General features: G+C 68.7%; 17 protein-coding genes. 8 read left to right on the top strand and 9 right to left on the bottom strand.

All coding sequences use genetic code 11. The features are described 5' to 3' along the window. Nucleotides 1–48: 48 nt before the first annotated feature. The 3 genes from NF616_RS01720 to NF616_RS01710 all read left to right on the top strand — a co-directional run bounded on the left by NF616_RS01720 (nucleotide 49) and on the right by NF616_RS01710 (nucleotide 2,464). Nucleotides 49–687: a DUF502 domain-containing protein gene (locus tag NF616_RS01720; RefSeq protein ID WP_252271319.1), complete on the top strand. Its 639-nt coding sequence runs from the start codon at nucleotides 49–51 to the stop codon at nucleotides 685–687. 75 nt (nucleotides 688–762) lie between these two features. Next, nucleotides 763–1,539, top strand: a complete 777-nt coding sequence (locus tag NF616_RS01715) for a dienelactone hydrolase family protein (protein ID WP_252271318.1) — start codon at nucleotides 763–765, stop codon at nucleotides 1,537–1,539. A 214-nt stretch (nucleotides 1,540–1,753) separates the two neighbouring features. Further along, a complete protein-coding gene (locus tag NF616_RS01710; RefSeq protein WP_434091840.1) occupies nucleotides 1,754–2,464 on the top strand; it encodes a 4'-phosphopantetheinyl transferase family protein in 711 nt (236 codons plus the stop codon). On the opposite strand, the gene NF616_RS01705 is transcribed toward NF616_RS01710, so the two are convergent. Together NF616_RS01705 and metE are read right to left on the bottom strand one after the other, a co-directional pair. Continuing rightward, a complete protein-coding gene (locus tag NF616_RS01705; RefSeq protein WP_252271313.1) occupies nucleotides 2,461–2,745 on the bottom strand; it encodes a hypothetical protein in 285 nt (94 codons plus the stop codon). The genes NF616_RS01710 and NF616_RS01705 overlap by 4 nt on opposite strands. A gap of 154 nt (nucleotides 2,746–2,899) precedes the next feature. Beyond that, the gene (gene metE / locus NF616_RS01700; protein WP_252271312.1) at nucleotides 2,900–5,206 is read right to left on the bottom strand and encodes a 5-methyltetrahydropteroyltriglutamate--homocysteine S-methyltransferase; all 2,307 of its coding nucleotides are present in this window, start codon (nucleotides 5,204–5,206) and stop codon (nucleotides 2,900–2,902) included. A gap of 110 nt (nucleotides 5,207–5,316) precedes the next feature. Here metE and metR point away from each other — a divergent pair, with 110 nt between their 5' ends. Continuing rightward, nucleotides 5,317–6,243: a transcriptional regulator MetR gene (gene metR, locus NF616_RS01695; RefSeq protein ID WP_252271309.1), complete on the top strand. Its 927-nt coding sequence runs from the start codon at nucleotides 5,317–5,319 to the stop codon at nucleotides 6,241–6,243. Here metR and NF616_RS01690 read toward each other — a convergent pair. Then, on the bottom strand, nucleotides 6,218–7,210 hold the full coding sequence (locus tag NF616_RS01690) for an SDR family oxidoreductase (RefSeq protein WP_252271308.1): 993 nt from the start codon (nucleotides 7,208–7,210) through the stop codon (nucleotides 6,218–6,220). The genes metR and NF616_RS01690 overlap by 26 nt on opposite strands. 139 nt (nucleotides 7,211–7,349) lie before the next feature. On the opposite strand from NF616_RS01690, the gene NF616_RS01685 reads away from it, so the two are divergent. After that, nucleotides 7,350–8,087 carry a glutathione S-transferase family protein gene (locus tag NF616_RS01685; RefSeq protein ID WP_252271307.1) on the top strand — a complete coding sequence of 246 codons (738 nt, stop codon included), beginning with the start codon at nucleotides 7,350–7,352 and terminating at the stop codon, nucleotides 8,085–8,087. Nucleotides 8,088–8,095: 8 nt separating this feature from the next. Here the strand turns inward: NF616_RS01685 and NF616_RS01680 are convergent, their stop codons facing one another. Together NF616_RS01680 and grxD are read right to left on the bottom strand one after the other, a co-directional pair. Further along, complete coding sequence (locus NF616_RS01680) at nucleotides 8,096–8,584, bottom strand: hypothetical protein (protein WP_252271306.1); 489 nt, start codon at nucleotides 8,582–8,584, stop codon at nucleotides 8,096–8,098. A gap of 63 nt (nucleotides 8,585–8,647) precedes the next feature. Further along, nucleotides 8,648–8,977, bottom strand: a complete 330-nt coding sequence (gene grxD, locus NF616_RS01675) for a Grx4 family monothiol glutaredoxin (protein WP_252271305.1) — start codon at nucleotides 8,975–8,977, stop codon at nucleotides 8,648–8,650. Nucleotides 8,978–9,122: 145 nt separating this feature from the next. Between grxD and NF616_RS01670 the strand changes: the two genes are divergently transcribed. Further along, on the top strand, nucleotides 9,123–9,863 hold the full coding sequence (locus NF616_RS01670) for a substrate-binding periplasmic protein (RefSeq protein ID WP_252271304.1): 741 nt from the start codon (nucleotides 9,123–9,125) through the stop codon (nucleotides 9,861–9,863). A gap of 28 nt (nucleotides 9,864–9,891) precedes the next feature. On the opposite strand, the gene NF616_RS01665 is transcribed toward NF616_RS01670, so the two are convergent. Further along, nucleotides 9,892–11,997, bottom strand: coding sequence for a molybdopterin oxidoreductase family protein (locus NF616_RS01665; RefSeq protein ID WP_252271303.1), 2,106 nt, complete (start codon nucleotides 11,995–11,997; stop codon nucleotides 9,892–9,894). 319 nt (nucleotides 11,998–12,316) lie between these two features. Between NF616_RS01665 and argF the strand changes: the two genes are divergently transcribed. Both argF and NF616_RS01655 read left to right on the top strand, forming a co-directional pair. After that, nucleotides 12,317–13,237: an ornithine carbamoyltransferase gene (argF, locus tag NF616_RS01660; protein WP_252271302.1), complete on the top strand. Its 921-nt coding sequence runs from the start codon at nucleotides 12,317–12,319 to the stop codon at nucleotides 13,235–13,237. Next, nucleotides 13,234–14,337, top strand: a complete 1,104-nt coding sequence (locus NF616_RS01655) for an ABC transporter ATP-binding protein (protein WP_252271301.1) — start codon at nucleotides 13,234–13,236, stop codon at nucleotides 14,335–14,337. Before argF ends, NF616_RS01655 begins: the two co-directional genes overlap by 4 nt. Nucleotides 14,338–14,597: 260 nt before the next feature. Here NF616_RS01655 and NF616_RS01650 read toward each other — a convergent pair whose 3' ends face one another. From NF616_RS01650 to glpK, 3 genes are all read right to left on the bottom strand, one after another. Beyond that, entirely contained in the window at nucleotides 14,598–15,377 is a 780-nt protein-coding gene (locus tag NF616_RS01650; protein WP_252271300.1) for a PhzF family phenazine biosynthesis protein, read from the bottom strand. A gap of 103 nt (nucleotides 15,378–15,480) precedes the next feature. Then, nucleotides 15,481–16,260, bottom strand: coding sequence for a substrate-binding periplasmic protein (locus NF616_RS01645; RefSeq protein ID WP_252271296.1), 780 nt, complete (start codon nucleotides 16,258–16,260; stop codon nucleotides 15,481–15,483). A 40-nt stretch (nucleotides 16,261–16,300) separates the two neighbouring features. Further along, nucleotides 16,301–17,788, bottom strand: a complete 1,488-nt coding sequence (gene glpK, locus NF616_RS01640; RefSeq protein WP_252271294.1) for a glycerol kinase GlpK — start codon at nucleotides 17,786–17,788, stop codon at nucleotides 16,301–16,303.

Genomic DNA, 17,788 nt, shown 5'->3' with positions numbered 1-17,788 from the left:
AGGCGCTTTTGCAATAGCCTTGCGGCGCACCCGCCACGGACTTTCCCCATGTTCAAACGCAGCTTCGAATCGATCCTCACCACCTGGCTGGCCGGCCTGCTCGCGTTGCTGCCGCTGGCCCTGTCGCTGGCCCTGCTGGGCTGGGTGGTGAGCCTGCTGAATCGGCTGATCGGCCCCTCCAGCACGGTCGGCAAGCTGTTCGCCGGGCTCGGCCAGCCCTTCGTCAGCAGCCCCGAGCTGGCCTGGCTGCTCGGCACCCTGGCGCTGCTGGTGGCGCTCTATCCGCTGGGCCTGGCCGTGCAGCTGGGTCTCAAGGGTCCGCTCAGCCGGCTGCTGGCGCGCATCCTGCGGCGCATTCCGCTGCTCGGCCCTCTGTATGGCCTGGCCGACCGCTTCGTCGGCCTGCTGGACAAGAAGGAAGACGCCGACCTGGCCGCCATGAGCCCGGTCTGGTGCTTCTTCGGCGGCGACGGCACCGCGGTGCTGGCCCTGCTGCCCAACCCGCAGCCGATCGAGATCGACGGCCGCGCCTACCACGCCATCCTGGTGCCCACCGCGCCGGTGCCGGTGGGCGGCGGCCTGCTGTACGTGCCGGTGGAGTGGGTCAAGCCGGCGGAGATGGGCATGGAGCGCTTCACCAGCATCTACGTCTCGATGGGCATCACCCCGCCCGGCCCGGCGCGCTAGAGCACAGGCGTGCAAGCCGTGGGCGGCGCGCTGGTCTATCTTGGCAACTCCAGCCCCAGGATCGGAACGCCCACCATGCGCACACTACTGCTCGCCCTGTTCTGCCTCGCCGGCACCGCCCAGGCCGCCATCCAGACCCAGGAGATCCCCTACACCGCCGCCGACGGCACGCGCCTGATCGGCTACCACGCCTGGGACGACGCCATCGAGGGCAAGCGCCCCGGCGTGGTGGTGGTGCACGAGTGGTGGGGGCTGAACGACTACGCCAAGCGCCGCGCCCGTGACCTCGCCGCCCTCGGCTACAGCGCCCTGGCCGTCGACATGTACGGCGACGGCAAGCACACCGAGCACCCGCAGGACGCCGGCGCCTTCATGAAAGCCGCGCTGGCCGACCCGGCGGTGCCAAAGGCGCGCTTCCTCGCCGGCCTGGAGCTGCTCAAGGCCCAGCCGCAGACCGATGCGCAGCGCCTGGCCGCCATCGGCTACTGCTTCGGCGGGCGCATCGTGCTGGACATGGCGCGCCAGGGCCTGCCGCTGGCCGCCGTGGTGAGCTTCCACGGCGCGCTGGTCACCGACACCCCGGCCACGCCCGGCAGCGTCAAGGCCAAGGTGCTGGTGGAGCACGGCGCGGCCGACAGCTTCATCACCCCGCAGCAGATCGCCGCGTTCAACGCCGAGATGGACAAGGCCGGTGCCGACTACCGCTTCGTCGAGCTGCCCGGAGCCAAGCACGGCTTCAGCAACCCGGACGCCGACGCGCACAAGGGCCACGGCCTGGACATCGGTTACCAGAAGGAGGCCGACGAGCGTTCCTGGGCCGACATGCAGGCGCTGTTCAAGCAGGTTTTCTGAGCGCAAAAAAAACGGGAGTCCCAAGGGACTCCCGCACTCGATCAGTAGAGTAAAACCACGGTGGCGACACGCCGTGCCGTGGCTACAACCTCACCAGCGTTCCGAAGAACGCATGCCGCATTCTGACCATAAGCAAGCGCTTGCTCTGTAGCGCTTCGTTATCGCCGTGCAAAGAAATGTAAACGGCTGGCCCGGCTCAGCCGGCCACGGCAGAATGCCGGGCATGACCGCCCCACTCCCGCCCTTCTTCCAGTTCCGAGCCGAAACGCCGCCCCTGGGCCTGGCGGATGCGCGCCTGGTGTGCGCCGGGTTCGATCACACCCGGCTGCAGGTCGACGACTTCCAGCGCTGCGCCATCGAGCCGGTGCGCGGCGTGGCCAAGCGCCAGGGCGAATATCTGGCCGGCCGCCTCTGCGCCCGCGAGGCGCTGCGCCAGTTGTGCGGCCAGGCCCTGGTACCGGGGCGCGACGAGGACGGCGTGCCGATCTGGCCCGCCGGCGTGGTCGGCTCCATCACCCATGGCGCGGGTCAGGCAGCCGCCGTCGTCGCCAGCAACCGTCATTGGCGCGGCCTGGGCCTGGACCTGGAGAAGCACCTGAGCGCCGAGCGCGCCGCCAAACTGGCCGGGGAAATCCTCACCCCCGCCGAGCTGGAGCGTGCCCGGAACCTGGACCCGCAGGCCTTCGCCCAGCGGGTGACCCTGACCTTCTCGCTGAAGGAGAGCCTGTTCAAGGCGCTCTATCCGCTCGTGCTGCGGCGCTTCTATTTCCACGATGCCGAGCTGATCGGGCAGGACGACGCCGGCGGCGCGCGCCTGCGTCTGCTGCTCGACCTGCATGGCGACTGGCCCAAGGGTAGCGAGCTGGACGGCCGCTACGCCGAGTTCGACGACTACCTGCTCAGCCTGGTGGCGGTGCCGCGCTAGACGAATGCCTGATCGCCGAAGCCGCGCGGCAGGCGCTGGCGCCCCGGCAGGCCGCTGAGACGCGCCTCCCAGGCGGAACGCCAGTCCGGAGCCGGACGCTCGACCTTGGCCTTTCGCGAGGCCCGCCGGGCGGCGTTGCGCGCGGTGCGGCGGGCCTCGGTGAAGGCCTCGGTCTTGCGGCAGTTGCGGCACTTGACCTTGCCCAGTTCGTGGGTGGACGACAGCTTCTCGCCATGGGTGCCGCAGGCCAGGTGACCGGCGACCTTGTAGTGCATGACCATGGGATCTCTCCTTGCTTGCGGGCGGCCGGCCCGCTGGCCGGTTCGCGCCCCTCAAGGGTTCCGACCCGCCGGCCGGCGCTGCGTTCAAGCCAAACGCCGGGGCCGCAAACGCGAAACGGAGCGCGAGGCTCCGTTTCGTCTGCGCCGGCCCGACTCAGGCCAGCTCGCTACGCAGCTGCCTGGCGGCGGCCACCATGTTGACCAGCGCCGCCTCGGTCTCCGGCCAGCCGCGGGTCTTCAGGCCGCAGTCGGGGTTGACCCACAGGCGTTCGGCCGGCACGCGCCGCGCCGCCTTGCGCATCAGGCGCACCATCTCGCCGCTGTCCGGCACCCGTGGCGAGTGGATGTCGTACACGCCCGGGCCGATCTCGTTGGGATAGTCGAAGCGCTCGAAGGCATCCAGAAGCTCCATGTCCGAGCGCGAGGTCTCGATGGTGATCACGTCGGCATCCATGGCGGCGATGGACTCGATCACGTCGTTGAACTCGCTGTAGCACATGTGGGTGTGGATCTGCGTCTCGTCGCGCACGCCGGAGGCGGTCAGGCGGAAGGCCTCGGTGGCCCAATCCAGGTAGCCCTGCCATTGCGCCTTGCGCAGCGGCAGGCCTTCGCGGAAGGCGGCCTCGTCGATCTGGATGACCTTGATGCCGGCGGCTTCCAGGTCGACCACCTCGTCGCGGATGGCCAGGGCCAGCTGGCGCGCCTGCTGCTCGCGGGAAATATCGTCGCGCGGGAAGGACCACATCAGCATGGTCACCGGGCCGGTCAGCATGCCCTTCATCAGCTTGTCGGTGCAGCGCTGGGCGTACTCGATCCACTCCACCGTCATCGGCTTGGGACGCGCCAGGTCGCCATAGATGATCGCCGGTTTCACGCAGCGCGAGCCGTAGCTCTGCACCCAGCCGAAGCGGGTGAAGGCGTAGCCGTCGAGCTGCTCGGCGAAGTACTCGACCATGTCGTTACGCTCGGCCTCGCCGTGCACCAGCACGTCCAGGCCCAGTTGCTCCTGGATGCTCACCGCGTGGCGGATCTCGCTGTGCATGGCCTCGGTGTAGTCGGCCGCGGACAGCTTGCCGGCCTTGAACGACTGGCGCGCCAGGCGGATGGCCGAGGTCTGCGGGAAAGAGCCGATGGTGGTGGTCGGGAATGCCGGCAGCTTCAGGCGGGCCCGTTGCAGTTCGATGCGGGTGGCAAACGGCGACTGGCGCCGGCTGTCGGCCGTGGTGACGGCCGCCAGACGGGCCTGCACGGCCGGCTTGTGGATGCGCGGCGAGGCGGCGCGGCTGGCCTGCACGGCGTCGCTCTCGGCCAGCGCGGCCTGCACCTCGGCGGCCTGCGGCTCACGCAGCGCCTTGGCCAGCACGGCGACCTCCTGGCATTTCTGCACGGCGAAGGCCAGCCAGCTCGCAAGCTCCGCATCCAGCTTGTCCTCGCGGGCCAGATCGACCGGGCTGTGCAGCAGCGAGCAGCTCGGCGCCACCCACAGCCGCGAGCCCAGGCGCTCGTGGGCCTGCTGCAGCACGGCCAGGGCCTTCTGCAGATCGGTACGCCAGACGTTGCGGCCGTTGACCACGCCGAGCGAGAGCACCTTGTAGGCCGGCAGCCGGTCGAGAATGGCCGGGAACTGTTCCGGCGCGCGCACCAGGTCGATGTGCAGGCCGTCCACCGGCAGGCCGGCGGCCAGGCCGAGGTTGTCTTCCAGGCCGGCGAAGTAGGTCGCGATCAGCTTCTTGCCCGGCTCCCTCTGCAGCAGGTTGTAGGCACGCTCGAAGGCGTTCTTCCAGGCCTGCGACAGGTCGAGGGCGAGAATCGGCTCGTCGATCTGCACCCACTCGATGCCCTGAGCGGCGAGGCGCTGGAGGATCTCGCCGTAGACCGGCAGCAGACGCTCGAGCAGATCGAGACGCTCGAAGTCGCTACCTTTCTCCTTGCCCAGCCACAAATAAGTCAGCGGGCCGATCAGCACCGGCTTGAGGTTGTGGCCCAGGGCCTTGCCCTCCTCCACCTCCTCGAACAGCTGCTCCCAGCTCAGCGCGAACTGCTGGTCGGCGGAGAATTCGGGGACCAGGTAGTGGTAGTTGGTATCGAACCACTTGGTCATCTCCTGGGCATGAGCACCGCCGCAGCAGGTGTTGTGGCTGCTGGTATTTCCGGAAACCCCACGCGCCATGCCGAACAGCGTGTCCAGACCCGGCTTGCCGCCGTGGACATGGAAGCGCTCGGGAATCACGCCGAAGGTCAGCGAGTGGGTCAGTACCTGGTCGTACCAGGCGAAGTCACCGACCGGCAGCAGCTCGATGCCGGCGTCCTTCTGGATCTGCCAGTGAGCGGCGCGCAGTTCGCGGCCCACGGCGCGCAGGCCGGCTTCGTCCAGTTCGCCCTTCCAGTAGGCCTCCACGGCTTTCTTCAGTTCGCGGTCGCCGCCGATGCGCGGGAAGCCGAGGTTGTGTGCCAATGCCATTGTCTGTCTCCGGTGTTCGTCGATGGCGCACATTCTCGACACCGACCTTGTCATGAGACAAACTCAACATATTCTCGATCATCACAAGTTTTATTCATTGAGATCCGCTCATGTTAGAACTGCGCCACCTCAAGACCCTGCACGCCCTGCGTGAGACCGACAGCCTGGTGGAGGCCGCCGAACGCCTGCATCTGACCCAGTCGGCGCTGTCCCACCAGTTCAAGGAACTGGAGGAACGCCTGGGCATGCAGCTGTTCGTGCGCAAGACCAAGCCGGTGCGTTTCACCAGCGCCGGCCTGCGCCTGCTGCAACTGGCCGACAGCCTGCTGCCGCAGTTGCGTGCCGCGGAGCGCGACCTGGCGCGGCTGGCCGGCGGCACTGCGGGACGGCTGCACATGGCCATCGAATGCCACAGCTGCTTCCAGTGGCTGATGCCGACCATCGACCAGTTCCGCGATGCCTGGCCGGAGGTGGAGCTGGACCTGGCCTCGGGCTTCTCCTTCGCCCCGCTGCCGGCGCTGGCCCGCGGCGATCTCGACCTAGTGGTGACCTCCGACCCGATGGAGCTGGCCGGCATCACCTACGTGCCGCTGTTCACCTACGAGGCCCTGCTGGCGGTGGCCAACCAGCATGCGCTGGCCGGCCGCTCCTACGTGCTGCCCGAGGACCTGGAGCGGGAGACGCTGATCACCTACCCGATCGACCGCGACCGCCTGGACATCTTCTCGCGCTTCCTCGAGCCGGCCGACGTCGAGCCGGCGCAGGTACGCACTTCCGAGCTGACGGTGATGATGATGCAGCTGGTGGCCAGCGGCCGCGGCGTGTGCAGCCTGCCCAACTGGGCGCTGCACGAATACAGCTCGCGCGGCTACGTGACCGCCAAGCGCCTCGGCGAGAAGGGCCTGTATGCCACGCTCTATGCGGGCATCCGTGCCGACATGCTGGACGCGCCGTTCATGCGCGACTTCCTGCTCACCGCCAAGGACACGTCCTTCGCCACCCTCGAGGGTGTCAGCGCCGCCACGAAGAACCGTTGAGCCGGCGCACCAGGTACCAGCCCGCTGCCGCCGCGCCCAGAGCGCCGAGTGCCAGCAGCGTGTTGGTCTGCTTCGACGCGGGCTGACGCCAGCCACCGTCGATGCGGCGCTGCCCCAGCGGCGGATGGAACAGGTTGCCCGACGAGACCGGCGTGTGCCGCGCCCGGCCGATGGCGCGCGCCGTCCCCCAGCCGGCCAGTTGGGCGAAACCCGGCACCAGGAAATGCGCCAGGCGCAGCAGGTGCGCCATGCCGCCGACCGTGCTGCTGGCACGCGGATGCAACGCCAGGCGCACCATGGTCGCGGCGACTTCGCGCGGGTCGTAACGCGGCGGTGGCGGGGTCAGGGCATGGCCGCTGTAGTTGCCGCCGTCGCGGAAGCCGGGGGTATCGATCACCGCCGGGTAGACATCGCAGACATGGATGCCCGGCCAGTCGGTCAGCTCGCCGCGCAGCGCCTCGCTGAAGCCGCGCAGGCCGAACTTCGCCGCCGAATAGGACACCGCGTACGGTTGCGCCACCCAGCTGCCCACCGAGAGGGTGTTGATCAGCACGCCGCGGCGCTGCTTCTTGAACAGCGGCAGCACCGCGTGGGCGCCGCGCAGGTAGCCGAGCAGGTCGGTCTGGATCACCTGCTCGTGGACCCGCAGTGGCGTGTCTTCGAAACCGCCGACACTGCCGACGCCGGCGTTGTTGATCCACACGTCGATGTGCCCGCCGAACGCCTGCGCGCGGTCGGCCAGATGCTGCAGGGCTTCGCTCTCGGTCACGTCGGTGGGCACGGCGACGGCCTCCGCGCCGAGTCGCTGGCATTCGTTCACCACGTCGGCCAGCGCAGTTCTGTCGCGCGACGCCAGTACCAGGCGCGCACGCTCCCGGGCGAAGGCCTGCGCCGTGGCGCGGCCGATGCCGCTGGAAGCGCCGGTGATGACCACCACCGCGCCGTCGAGTGATCGCAAGTCGCTCATGCTGCTTCTCCTGTCCTCAGGGTGTATCCCTGCCGACAGTGGCGGGCTTCGCACAATTCAGTCGTTCTGCCGAGTGGACGCGACTTCGTGGTCATGCGCGGCGCCTATACACTCGCGGTTTCCCTGCGGAAGGCCGGCCATGCGCACCCTCTACCAGTTCCCCATCTCCCACTACTGCGAGAAGACCCGCTGGCACCTGGACCACAAGGGCCTCGACTACCGGGTGGACAACCTGTTCCCCGGCTTCCACCGCCTGAAGAGCCAGCGCCTGGCCGGCATCGCCACCCTGCCGATCCTGCGCGACGGCGACCAGGTAGTGGGCGACTCCACCGCCATCGCCCTGCACCTGGAACAGCGCTATCCGCAGGCGCCGCTGCTGCCGGAAGACGCCGAGCAGCGCGCGCGCATCCTCGAACTGGAAGAGCGCTTCGACCGCCTGGGCGTGCATGTGCGGCGCTGGCTGTACGGCCAGATCGAGGACTGGAGCACGGTGATGCACGCCATGCTCAAGGTCTACCGCCCCTGGTTCGGCCTGCGCGACCGCATGCGTCCGCTGCTGATCGACGGGGTGAAGAAGCTGTACGGCATTCGCCCCGACCGGGTGGCGAAGTCACGCGAGGAGCTGCTGGCCGGGCTGGACCTGATCGAGGAGCTGACCGGAGGCGATCCGGCGCGCTACCTGGTGGGCGATCGCCTGAGCCTGGCCGACGTGGCCGCCGCCTCGCTCTACGGCCCGCTGTTCACCCCCGCCGGCACGCCCTGGGAGCACATCGCCGGGCACGGCGTAGAGACCCAGGCTTTCCTCGACCAGCTGTTCGCCCGCCCTGCCGGGCAATGGGTGCTGCGCCGCTACGCCGAGGATCGCCGCCCCGCCTGAAGCCGGGCTCAGCGCGGCAGGCAGCGCTCGTCCAGCACGTGGACATCGCGCGCCGCGCAGCCGGCGATGCCTTCGCCGGCGCACTGGCGGCCGACCAGCAACCGCTCGCCGTCCAGGGCCCAGCGTCCCTCCGGCAGGTAGACGCGGCTCAGTTCCGCGCAGTTGCCGGTGTCGTAGAGGCTGAGCTCGCCGCCGGAGCCGCTGAAGCTCTGCACCAGCAGGCGTCTCTCCGCCGCGTCCAGGTAAACGCCGTCGCGCAGCCAGATGCCACCGTCCACCCGGCAGGAAACGCCGCCCTGGCGGATGCGCATCGGCGGCTCGGGGAAACGGTCCACGTCGCCATCCAGGCGGTAGTTGTCGAACTCGACCTGGACGCGCTTGCCGGCGCCGACATAGAGCGCGGGGGTCTCGGCCTCGACGGCCAGGGCGCGGTAGCCGCATTCGGCATGGGCGGTGGAGGCCAGCAGGGCCAGGCCCAGCAGCAGGGTAGTCTTCATCCATGAATCCTCGTCAAACGAAAAAGCCGATGCGCGGGCATCGGCTTTCGGGTGTCGCGGGGCTTATTCGGCCTTGGCTTTCTCGGCGGCGTCCTTGATCAGGCTCTGCAGCTCGCCCTTCTCGAACATCTCGATGAGGATGTCGCTGCCGCCGACCAGTTCGCCACCGACCCACAGTTGCGGGAAGGTAGGCCAGTTGGCGTAGGTGGGCAGGTTGGCGCGGATTTCCGGGTTCTGCAGGATGTCCACGTAGGCGAACTTCTCGCCGCAGGCCATCACCACCTGGGCGGCGCGGGCCGAGAAGCCGCACTGCGGCGCGTTGGGCGAGCCTTTCATGTACAGCAGGATGGTGTTGTTGGCGATCTGCTCTTTGATGGTATCGATAATATCCACGACTCACCTCATCTGAACTTTCCCGGACCTGGGCCGGGCGCGGTGCGGCGATTGTACACGAAAGACCCAGCGGCGGGCTCGGGATGGGCATTCCGGCCGCCACGGAGACTAGACTGTCGGAAGGTGACGGCGGGAGTCGGGGACGATGCGGTGGAAGTGGCTGATCAAGGCGGCGAGCGCGCTCTGTCTCTGGACGGCGGCACAGGCCAGCCTCGCCGAGACCTTCGAGGTGGGTTTCTACAACTACCCGCCGATGATGATCGAGGACGGCCGGCGCGGCATCTACCAGGACATCCTCGACGAACTGGCCGAGCTCACCGGTGATCGCTTCGACGTGCAGTACCTGCCCTACCCGCGCATCGGCCTGCTGTTCGAGGATGGCCAGCTGGATATCGAACCCGGCGTCTATCCCGGCTGGACCCAGGGCCGGGCGACGCCGGGGCTGTTCTCCGCGCCGTTCGGCAAGGTGGTCGACGTGCTGGTGTTCGCCCCGGACAAGGCCTTTCCGGTCAGGGAGCCGGAGGACCTGCGCGGCAAATCGGTGGGCATGGTGCGCGGCTACGCCTATCCCGAACTGGCGCCGCTGATCGAGTCCGGCCAGCTGGACCGACGCAACGGCCTCAACGAACAGCAGCTGCTGAGCATGCTGGCCCGGTCGCGCTTCGACCAGATCATCGTCAACAAGGCCGTCGCCCAGTACAACCTGATGGCAATTCCCGAATACAAGCGGCTGCAGATCGGCGACGTGATCAGCTCCTACGACGTGAGCATGCGCGTCCATCCGCGGCACGCGGCCTGGCTGGAGCGCCTGGACGAGGCGATCATGCAGCTCAAGCAGCAGGGCGTCATCGACCGGATCTACGCCCGCTACGGCGTGCACCTCTGAGCCGGCCCAAAGACCGGCTCACTCTCCCTCAAGCCGCCTCGACCCGCACCGGCACGCCGTTCAGCGCGGCGTTGCCGGATACCGCGTCGAGCTGACGGTCATCGGTCAGGTCGTTGGCGCTGGCGCCCGGCTGGGCGCTGGCGATGCCCATCTGCACACCCGGCCGGGCATGCCCCCAGCCGTGCGGCAGGCTGACCACGCCAGGCATCATCTCGTCGCTGGCCACGGCCTCCACCTCGATCTCGCCGACCCGCGACTGCACACGCACGCGCTGGCCGTCACTCAGCCCTCTGCCGGCCATATCCTGCGGGTGCATCAGCAGCTGATGCCGCGGTTTGCCCTTCACCAGGCGCTGGTAGTTGTGCATCCACGAGTTGTTGCTGCGCACATGACGCCGGCCGATCAGCACCAGCTCGCCCTCGGCCGGCAGCGGCTCGGCGGCGAAGCGCGCCAGGTCGGCGACCAGCAGCTCCGGCGCGGCCTCGATGGCCTTGGACTCGGTCTTCAGCCGCGCCGCCAGGTTCGGCTGCAGCGGCCCCAGGTCGATGCCATGGGGGGCGTCGCGCAGCGCCGCCAGGCTGAGCTTGTGTTCGGACTTGTCGCCATAGGGACCGAAGCGCAGGCCCATGTCGATCATCTGCTGCGGCGGCATGGTCGGCTTGAGCTCGGTGCCGTTCTTGGCGGCGAAGGCCTTGGCCAGGCCAACGAAGATCTCCCAGTCGTCCAGCGCGCCTTCCGGCTTGGCCAGCACCGGCTCGTTGAAGCGAGTGACGTTGCGCACGGCGAACACGTTGAAGGTGGTGTCGTAGTGGTCGTGTTCCAGCGGCGCGGTGGGCGGCAGGATCAGGTCGGCGTGGCGGGTGGTCTCGTTGATGTAGAGGTCGACCGAGACCATGAAGTCCAGCCCGTCCAGCGCCTGCTCCAGCTGGCGGCCATTGGGCGTGGACAGCACCGGATTGCCGGCCACCGTGACCAGCGCGCGGATCTGCCCCTCGCCGGGGGTGAGCATTTCCTCGGCCAGCGCCGCCACCGGCAGCTCGCCGCCGTATTCCGGCAGGCCGGAGACGCGGCTCTGCCAGACATTGAAATGACCGCCAGAGGTGCTCGCCACCAGGTCCAGCGCGGGGCTGGTGCACAGGGTGCCGCCGACCCGGTCGAGGTTACCGGTGACAAGGTTGATCAGCTGGATCAGCCAGTGGCACAGGCTGCCGTATGCCTGGGTGGACACGCCCATGCGCCCGTAGCACACCGCCGACTCGGCGGCGGCGAAGTCGCGGGCCAGCTGGCGGATCTCCTCGGCCGGCACGCCGCAGCGGGAGCTCATGACTTCGGCGGTAAATGGGGCCACGGCCTCCTTCACCTGATCCAGACCATTGACCGGCAACGGGCCCTCACGGGTCAGGCCCTCGTCGAACAGGGTGTTGAGCAGGCCGAGCAGCAGCGCCGCGTCGTTACCCGGGCGCACGAAGATGTGCTGGTCGGCCATCGCCGCCGTCTCACTGCGCCGCGGGTCGACCACCACCAGCTTGCCGCCGCGAGCCTTGAGCGCCTTCAGGCGCTTCTCCACGTCCGGCACGGTCATGATGCTGCCGTTGGAGGCCAGCGGGTTGCCGCCGAGGATCAGCATGAACTGGGTATGGTCGATGTCCGGGATCGGCAGCAGCAGGCCGTGGCCGTACATCAGGTAGCTGGTCAGGTGATGCGGCAGCTGGTCCACCGAGGTGGCGGAGAAGCGGTTGCGCGTCTTCAGCTGACCGAGGAAGTAGTTGCTGTGGGTCATCAGCCCGTAGTTGTGCACGCTGGGATTGCCCTGGTACACGGCCACGGCATTCTTGCCGTGCTCGGCCTGGATCGCCGCGAAGCGCTCGGCGACCAGCTCGAAGGCCTCGTCCCAGCCGATCGGCTGCCACTGGCCGGCGACCTTGCGCAGCGGCTGACGCACGCGATCCGGGTCGTTCTGGATGTCCTGCAGCGCCACGGCTTTCGGGCAGATATGGCCGCGACTGAAGCTGTCCAGGGCATCGCCCTTGATCGACAGGATGTGGCGACCGTCGTCGCGGTCCTCGGTTTCGATGGTCAGGCCGCAGATGGCCTCGCACAGGTGACAGGCACGGTGATGGAGGGTCTTGGTCATGGCCTAGCCTCTATTGTTCTGGTCGAGACGACCGGTCTAGTCGTCGAGACTCGACTATGGCCGTAGCCGCAGGGCTTGGCCAGCGGCCTTTATCGCGTGAATCGGCGGGCATCATGGCCGCCGATGCGCCGCATCGGGCCCGCCATGTGCCCTGGGCCGGCGTCGCTCGACCGGTGCTCATTTGCTCCAATGCGTCGTTTGCTTATAAGATCCGGCCTCCCCATTTGTCGCCCGATCGCGGCTCAAGCCGTTGTGTGGGCTGCTTTTTCCCCTGAAAAACGGGGCTGCGACAGTTGTCGAAACCAAGGTAGTGAACAAGATGAGCGCCAGGCACTTTCTCTCGTTGATGGACTTCAGCCCGCAAGAACTGAGCGGCCTGATCTGTCGAGCCATCGAGCTGAAGGATCTGCGCCAGCGAGGCATCGCCCCCGAGCCGCTGAAGGGCCGCGTGCTGGGCATGATCTTCGAGAAGGCCTCGACCCGCACCCGCCTGTCCTTCGAGGCCGGCATGATCCAGCTCGGCGGCCAGGCCATCTTCCTCTCCCCGCGCGACACCCAGCTGGGCCGCGGCGAACCGATCGGCGACACCGCCATCGTCATGTCGAGCATGCTCGACGTAGTCATGATCCGCACCTACGCCCACAGCACCCTCACCGAGTTCGCCGCGCGCAGCACGGTGCCGGTGATCAACGGCCTGTCCGACGACCTGCACCCCTGCCAGCTGCTGGCCGACATGCAGACCTTCGAGGAGGCCCGCGGCAGCATCCAGGGCAAGACCGTGGCCTGGATCGGCGATGGCAACAACATGTGCAACACCTACCTGGAGGCGGCCGTGCAGTTCGACTTCCAGCTGCGCATCGCCTGCCCCGAGGGCTACGAGCCCAAGGCCGAATTCATCAAGGCCGCCGGCGACCGGGTGCGCATCGTCCGCGATCCGAAGGAAGCCGTGGCCGGCGCCCATCTGGTGAGCACCGACGTGTGGACCTCCATGGGCCAGGAAGAGGAAAGCGCCAAGCGCCTCGCCCTGTTCGCGCCCTACCAGGTCAACCGTGCCCTGCTCGATGCCGCCGACCCGGCCGTGATCTTCCTGCACTGCCTGCCCGCCCACCGCGGCGAGGAAATCAGCGACGACCTGCTCGACGACCCACGTTCTCTGGCCTGGCAGCAGGCCGAGAACCGCCTGCACGCACAGAAGGCGCTGATGGAGCTGCTGGTCGCTCCGGGCCTGCGCAGCGCATGAGCCAGTTGCTGCTGTCCCTGCGCGATCTGGCCTGCGGCTACCAGGGCCAGCGCATCGTGCAGACGCTCAACCTGCACCTGAACGCCGGCGATATCGGCTGCCTGCTCGGCCCGTCCGGCTGCGGCAAGACCACTACCCTGCGCGCCATCGCCGGTTTCGAGCCGGTGCAGGAAGGCGAGATCGAGCTGGGCGGCGAGGTGATCTCCCGCGCCGGCTTCACCCTGGCGCCGGAGAAGCGCCGCATCGGCATGGTATTCCAGGACTACGCCCTGTTCCCTCACCTCAACGTGGCGGACAACGTGGCCTTCGGCATCCGCAAGCATCCGCAGCGCGACAAGATCACCGCCGAGCTGCTGGAGCTGGTCAAGCTGGGCCACCTGGGCAAGCGCTTTCCCCACGAGCTGTCCGGCGGCCAGCAGCAGCGCGTGTCGCTGGCCCGCGCGCTGGCGCCGGAGCCGCAGCTGCTGCTGCTCGACGAGCCCTTCTCCAACCTCGACGGCGAGCTGCGCCGGCGCCTCAGCCACGAGGTGCGCGACATCCTCAAGGCGCGCGGCACCAGCGCCATCCTGGTCACCCATGACCAGGAAGAGGCCTTCGCCGTCAGCGACCACGTCGGCGTGTTCAACAAGGGCCGCCTGGAACAGTGGGACACGCCCTACAACCTCTACCACGAGCCGCTGACGCCCTTCGTCGCCAGCTTCGTCGGCCAGGGTTACTTCATCCGCGGCCAGCTGCAGAGCCCGGACACGGTGCAGACCGAACTCGGTGTGATCCGCGGCAACCGCGCCTACACCCTGCCGGCCGGCAGCGCGGTGGACGTGCTGCTGCGCCCGGACGACATCGTCCCCGCGCCGGACGCCGACCTGCAGGCGCAGATCGTCGGCAAGACCTTCCTCGGCGCCGCCACCTTGTACCGCCTGCAACTGCCGACCGGCACCCAGCTGGAGGCGATCTTCCCCAGCCACGCCGACCACCTGCCGGGCCAGCAGGTAGGCATCCGCATCGCCGCCGATCACCTGGTGGTATTCGCCGCCCAGGGCAGCGTGGCCGCCCAGGTCAACCTCCCGGAATCCGGCGTGCGCCGCTACAGCGGCAGCTGACACACAATCCACGACCTCACCGCCACGCGAGCACACCCTACAGCGGCACCGCCGACCTGACGTAGGGCGGCCTCGCCGCGCAGCGGCAGCCCGCCATTGCCTCACGCCACGGCCAACGGGCCCCCACCTAACGGTTCAATCCGCTACCCCACCGCCACCCAGCGGTGCACTGCCCTGCGGCCGAGCACACCAAGCACCCGCCGAACCGACCGTAGGGCGGCCTCGCAGCAACGCGGCAGCCCGCCATCACCCGGCACGACTCACAGGTGCAACGTACCGCTGGCCACCAGCACCGCCTGGCCGGCGATCTTCACCCGCTCGCCTTCCAGCCGGCAGTGCAGCTCGCCGCCGCGGGCGGAACACTGGTAGGCGCTCAGATCATGCTTGCTCAGGCGCTCGGCCCAATAGGGCGTGAGGATGCAGTGGGTGGAACCCGTCACCGGGTCCTCGTCGATGCCGATGCCCGGGGCGAAGTAGCGCGAGACGAAGTCGTGCCGCACGCCCGGCGCGGTGACGATCACACCCAGCCCCGGCAGCTTCGCCAGTGCCGCCAGGTCCGGCTCGCAGTCGCGCACCGCCTGCTCCGACTCCAGCACCGCCAGCAGCTCTTTGCCGGCCCGCACCTCCAGCACCCGCTGACCGAGGATGGCAGCGACCTGCTCCGCCAGTGGCGCGGGCTCCAGCCACATGGCCGGGAAGTCCAGCACCAGCCGGCCATTCTCGCGCGCCACCGCCAGGGCGCCGGACAGGCAGACGAAGTCCAGGCGCTCGCCCGGCTCGCCATATAGATCGAACAGCGCATGGGCGGTGGCCAGGGTCGCGTGGCCGCACAGCGGCACCTCGCACGCCGGGGTGAACCAACGGATACGCCAACCGTCGCCCTCACGCACGGTGAAGGCGGTCTCGGCCTGGTTGTGCTCGGCGGCGATGCGCTGCATCAGCTCGTCGTCCAGCCAGGCGTCGAGCCGGTAGACCACGGCCGGATTGCCGCGAAACGGCTGGTCGGTGAAAGCGTCGATCTGATGGAATTCGAGTGGCATGCCCTGCTCCCTGGGGACGTTCAATGACCCACCAGCATGCCGCCACCCGCGCTTGGCAGCCCGGTACAGTCGCCGTCGATTGCGACGTTACAGCCGCGCGACGCTATCGCTCGCTGACGCCATAGGCCTCGAGCAGCACCCGTAGCCGGCCATCCGCGCGATAGCGCAGCAGGCCCTGCTCGAACAGCTCGACGTAGCGGGCGCTGTCCGCCCGTGCCGGCGAGAAGGCCAGGTAGATCGGCACATCCGGCTGGCGACAGCCCGCCTCGCGCAGCTCGCCGCTGCGCCCCAGGGCGGCCAGTCGCGTCTGCAGCACCCAGCGGTTTTCCAACACCGCGTCCAGGCGGCCGCGGGCCAGCTTGCTCAGGTTGATGTCCAGCGCGGTGCTACCGGCGGCCACCTGCACCCGATCGCCCGGGCGCGCCGCGATGTAGGCGTTGAGCAGCTCGCCGTAGCTGTAGTCGTTGATCACGCCGAGCCGCACCGCCTTCAGCGACTCGATGCCGGTGAAAAGCCACTGCGACTCCCGAAGGGTGTAGAAACAATTGCGCGACATGGCCACCGGGGTATCGGTGAACAGGAAATCCGGCGCATCCGCGCGGCCGGCCCCGACCGCGGCATTGATCTCGCCACGGCGCACCTCGCGCAGCACCCGCGCCCAGTTGCGCGTCTCGTAGCGCACGGCGATGCCGTGTTCGGCGAAGATGTCCCGCGCCAACTCGACCAGGATGCCCGGCCTGGGCGCGTCGGCCGCGCAGTTGATCGGGCACCAGGGATCGGCGGCGATGACCAGCGTTTCGCCATGCGCCTGGCCCGCCGTGGCCAGACAGGCAAGCAGCGTCAGGAGGGGAGAAAGGAGCGGCAGGCGACGGCGCGGCTGCATGCGACGAACTCGGCGAAGAACTCGCGCCGTTGTATCACCTTCAGCCTTCGCTGCGTACCCTCTTCACCGCATCCAGCCAGCCGGCGTAGAGCTTGCCGCGGTGGGCGTCGGCCATGCGCGGGGCGAAGCGCTGCTGGCGGTGCCAGTGGCTGGCGATCTCGTCCAGGTCGCGGTACAGCCCGGCCTGCAGGCCGGCCAGGTAGGCTACGCCCAGCGCCGTGGTTTCGGTCACTACCGGACGCTCCACCGGCACGCCGAGGATGTCGGCGAGGAACTGCATGACCCAGTTGTTCACCACCATGCCGCCGTCCACCCGCAGCGCGCTGGGCTCGGCGGCGCCGTCCTGGCGCATCGCCTCGAGCAGGTCGCGAGTCTGGTAGCACACCGACTGCAGGCCGGCGGTGACGATCTCCTTGATCCCGGTGTCGCGGGTCAGGCCGAAGATGGCGCCGCGCGCCTTGGGGTCCCAGTACGGCGCGCCGAGGCCGGTGAACGCCGGCACCAGGTACACGCCGCAGGTGTCGCCGGTCTGCTCGGCCAGGGACTCGGTGTCGCGGGCATCGCTGATCAGCTTGATGCCGTCGCGCAGCCACTGCACCGCGGCGCCGGCGACGAAGATGCTGCCCTCCACCGCATAGGTGACTTTGCCGTTCAGGCGGTAGCCCACGGTGGTCAGCAGGCGGTTCTTCGACACCACCGGCGTGGCGCCGGTGTTCTGGATCATGAAGCAGCCGGTGCCGTAGGTGCTCTTGACCATGCCGGCGTTGAAGCAGGCCTGGCCGATCAGCGCGGCCTGCTGGTCGCCGGCCATGCCCAGCACCGGGATGCCCGCGCCGAGCAGCGCCGGTTCGGTGGTGCCGAAGTCGGCGGCGCAGTCCAGCACCTCCGGCAGCAGGCTGCGCGGGATGTCGAACAGCCCGAGCAGTTCTTCATCCCACTGCTGGGTGTGGATGTTGAACAGCAGCGTGCGCGAGGCGTTGCTGGCGTCGGTACGGTGCGACTTGCCGCCGGTCAGGCGCCACAGCAGGAAGCAGTCGACGGTGCCGAAGCGCAGCTCGCCACGCTCGGCGCGCTCGCGGGCACCGGGCACGCTGTCGAGAATCCAGCGCAGCTTGGTGGCGGAGAAGTAGGGATCGATCAGCAGGCCGGTGCGCTCGCTCACCAGGGCCTCGTGGCCCTCGGCCTTGAGCCCGGCGCAATAGTCGGCGGTGCGACGGTCCTGCCAGACGATGGCCGGGTGGATCGGCGTGCCGGTGGCGGCATCCCACACCACGGCGGTCTCGCGCTGGTTGGTGATACCGATGGCGAGCACCTCGCTGGCCTTCAGGCCCTTGCTGGCGAGGGCCTCGCGGCAGACCTTGAGGGTGGTCAGCCAGATCTCTTCGGCGTCATGCTCGACCCAGCCGTCCTTCGGGAAATACTGCTTGAACTCCTGCTGGGCGCTGGCCAGTGGCAACCCCTGGGCACTGAAGACGATGGCGCGGGAACTGGTGGTGCCCTGGTCGATGGCAAGCAGGTATTGGGACAT

The sequence above is a fragment of the Pseudomonas subflava genome, from assembly GCF_023823685.1.
Lineage (GTDB): Bacteria > Pseudomonadota > Gammaproteobacteria > Pseudomonadales > Pseudomonadaceae > Aquipseudomonas > Aquipseudomonas subflava.
The sequence above is the reverse complement of the archived record's forward strand: the minus strand, read 5'-3'. Positions and strand labels throughout refer to the sequence as shown.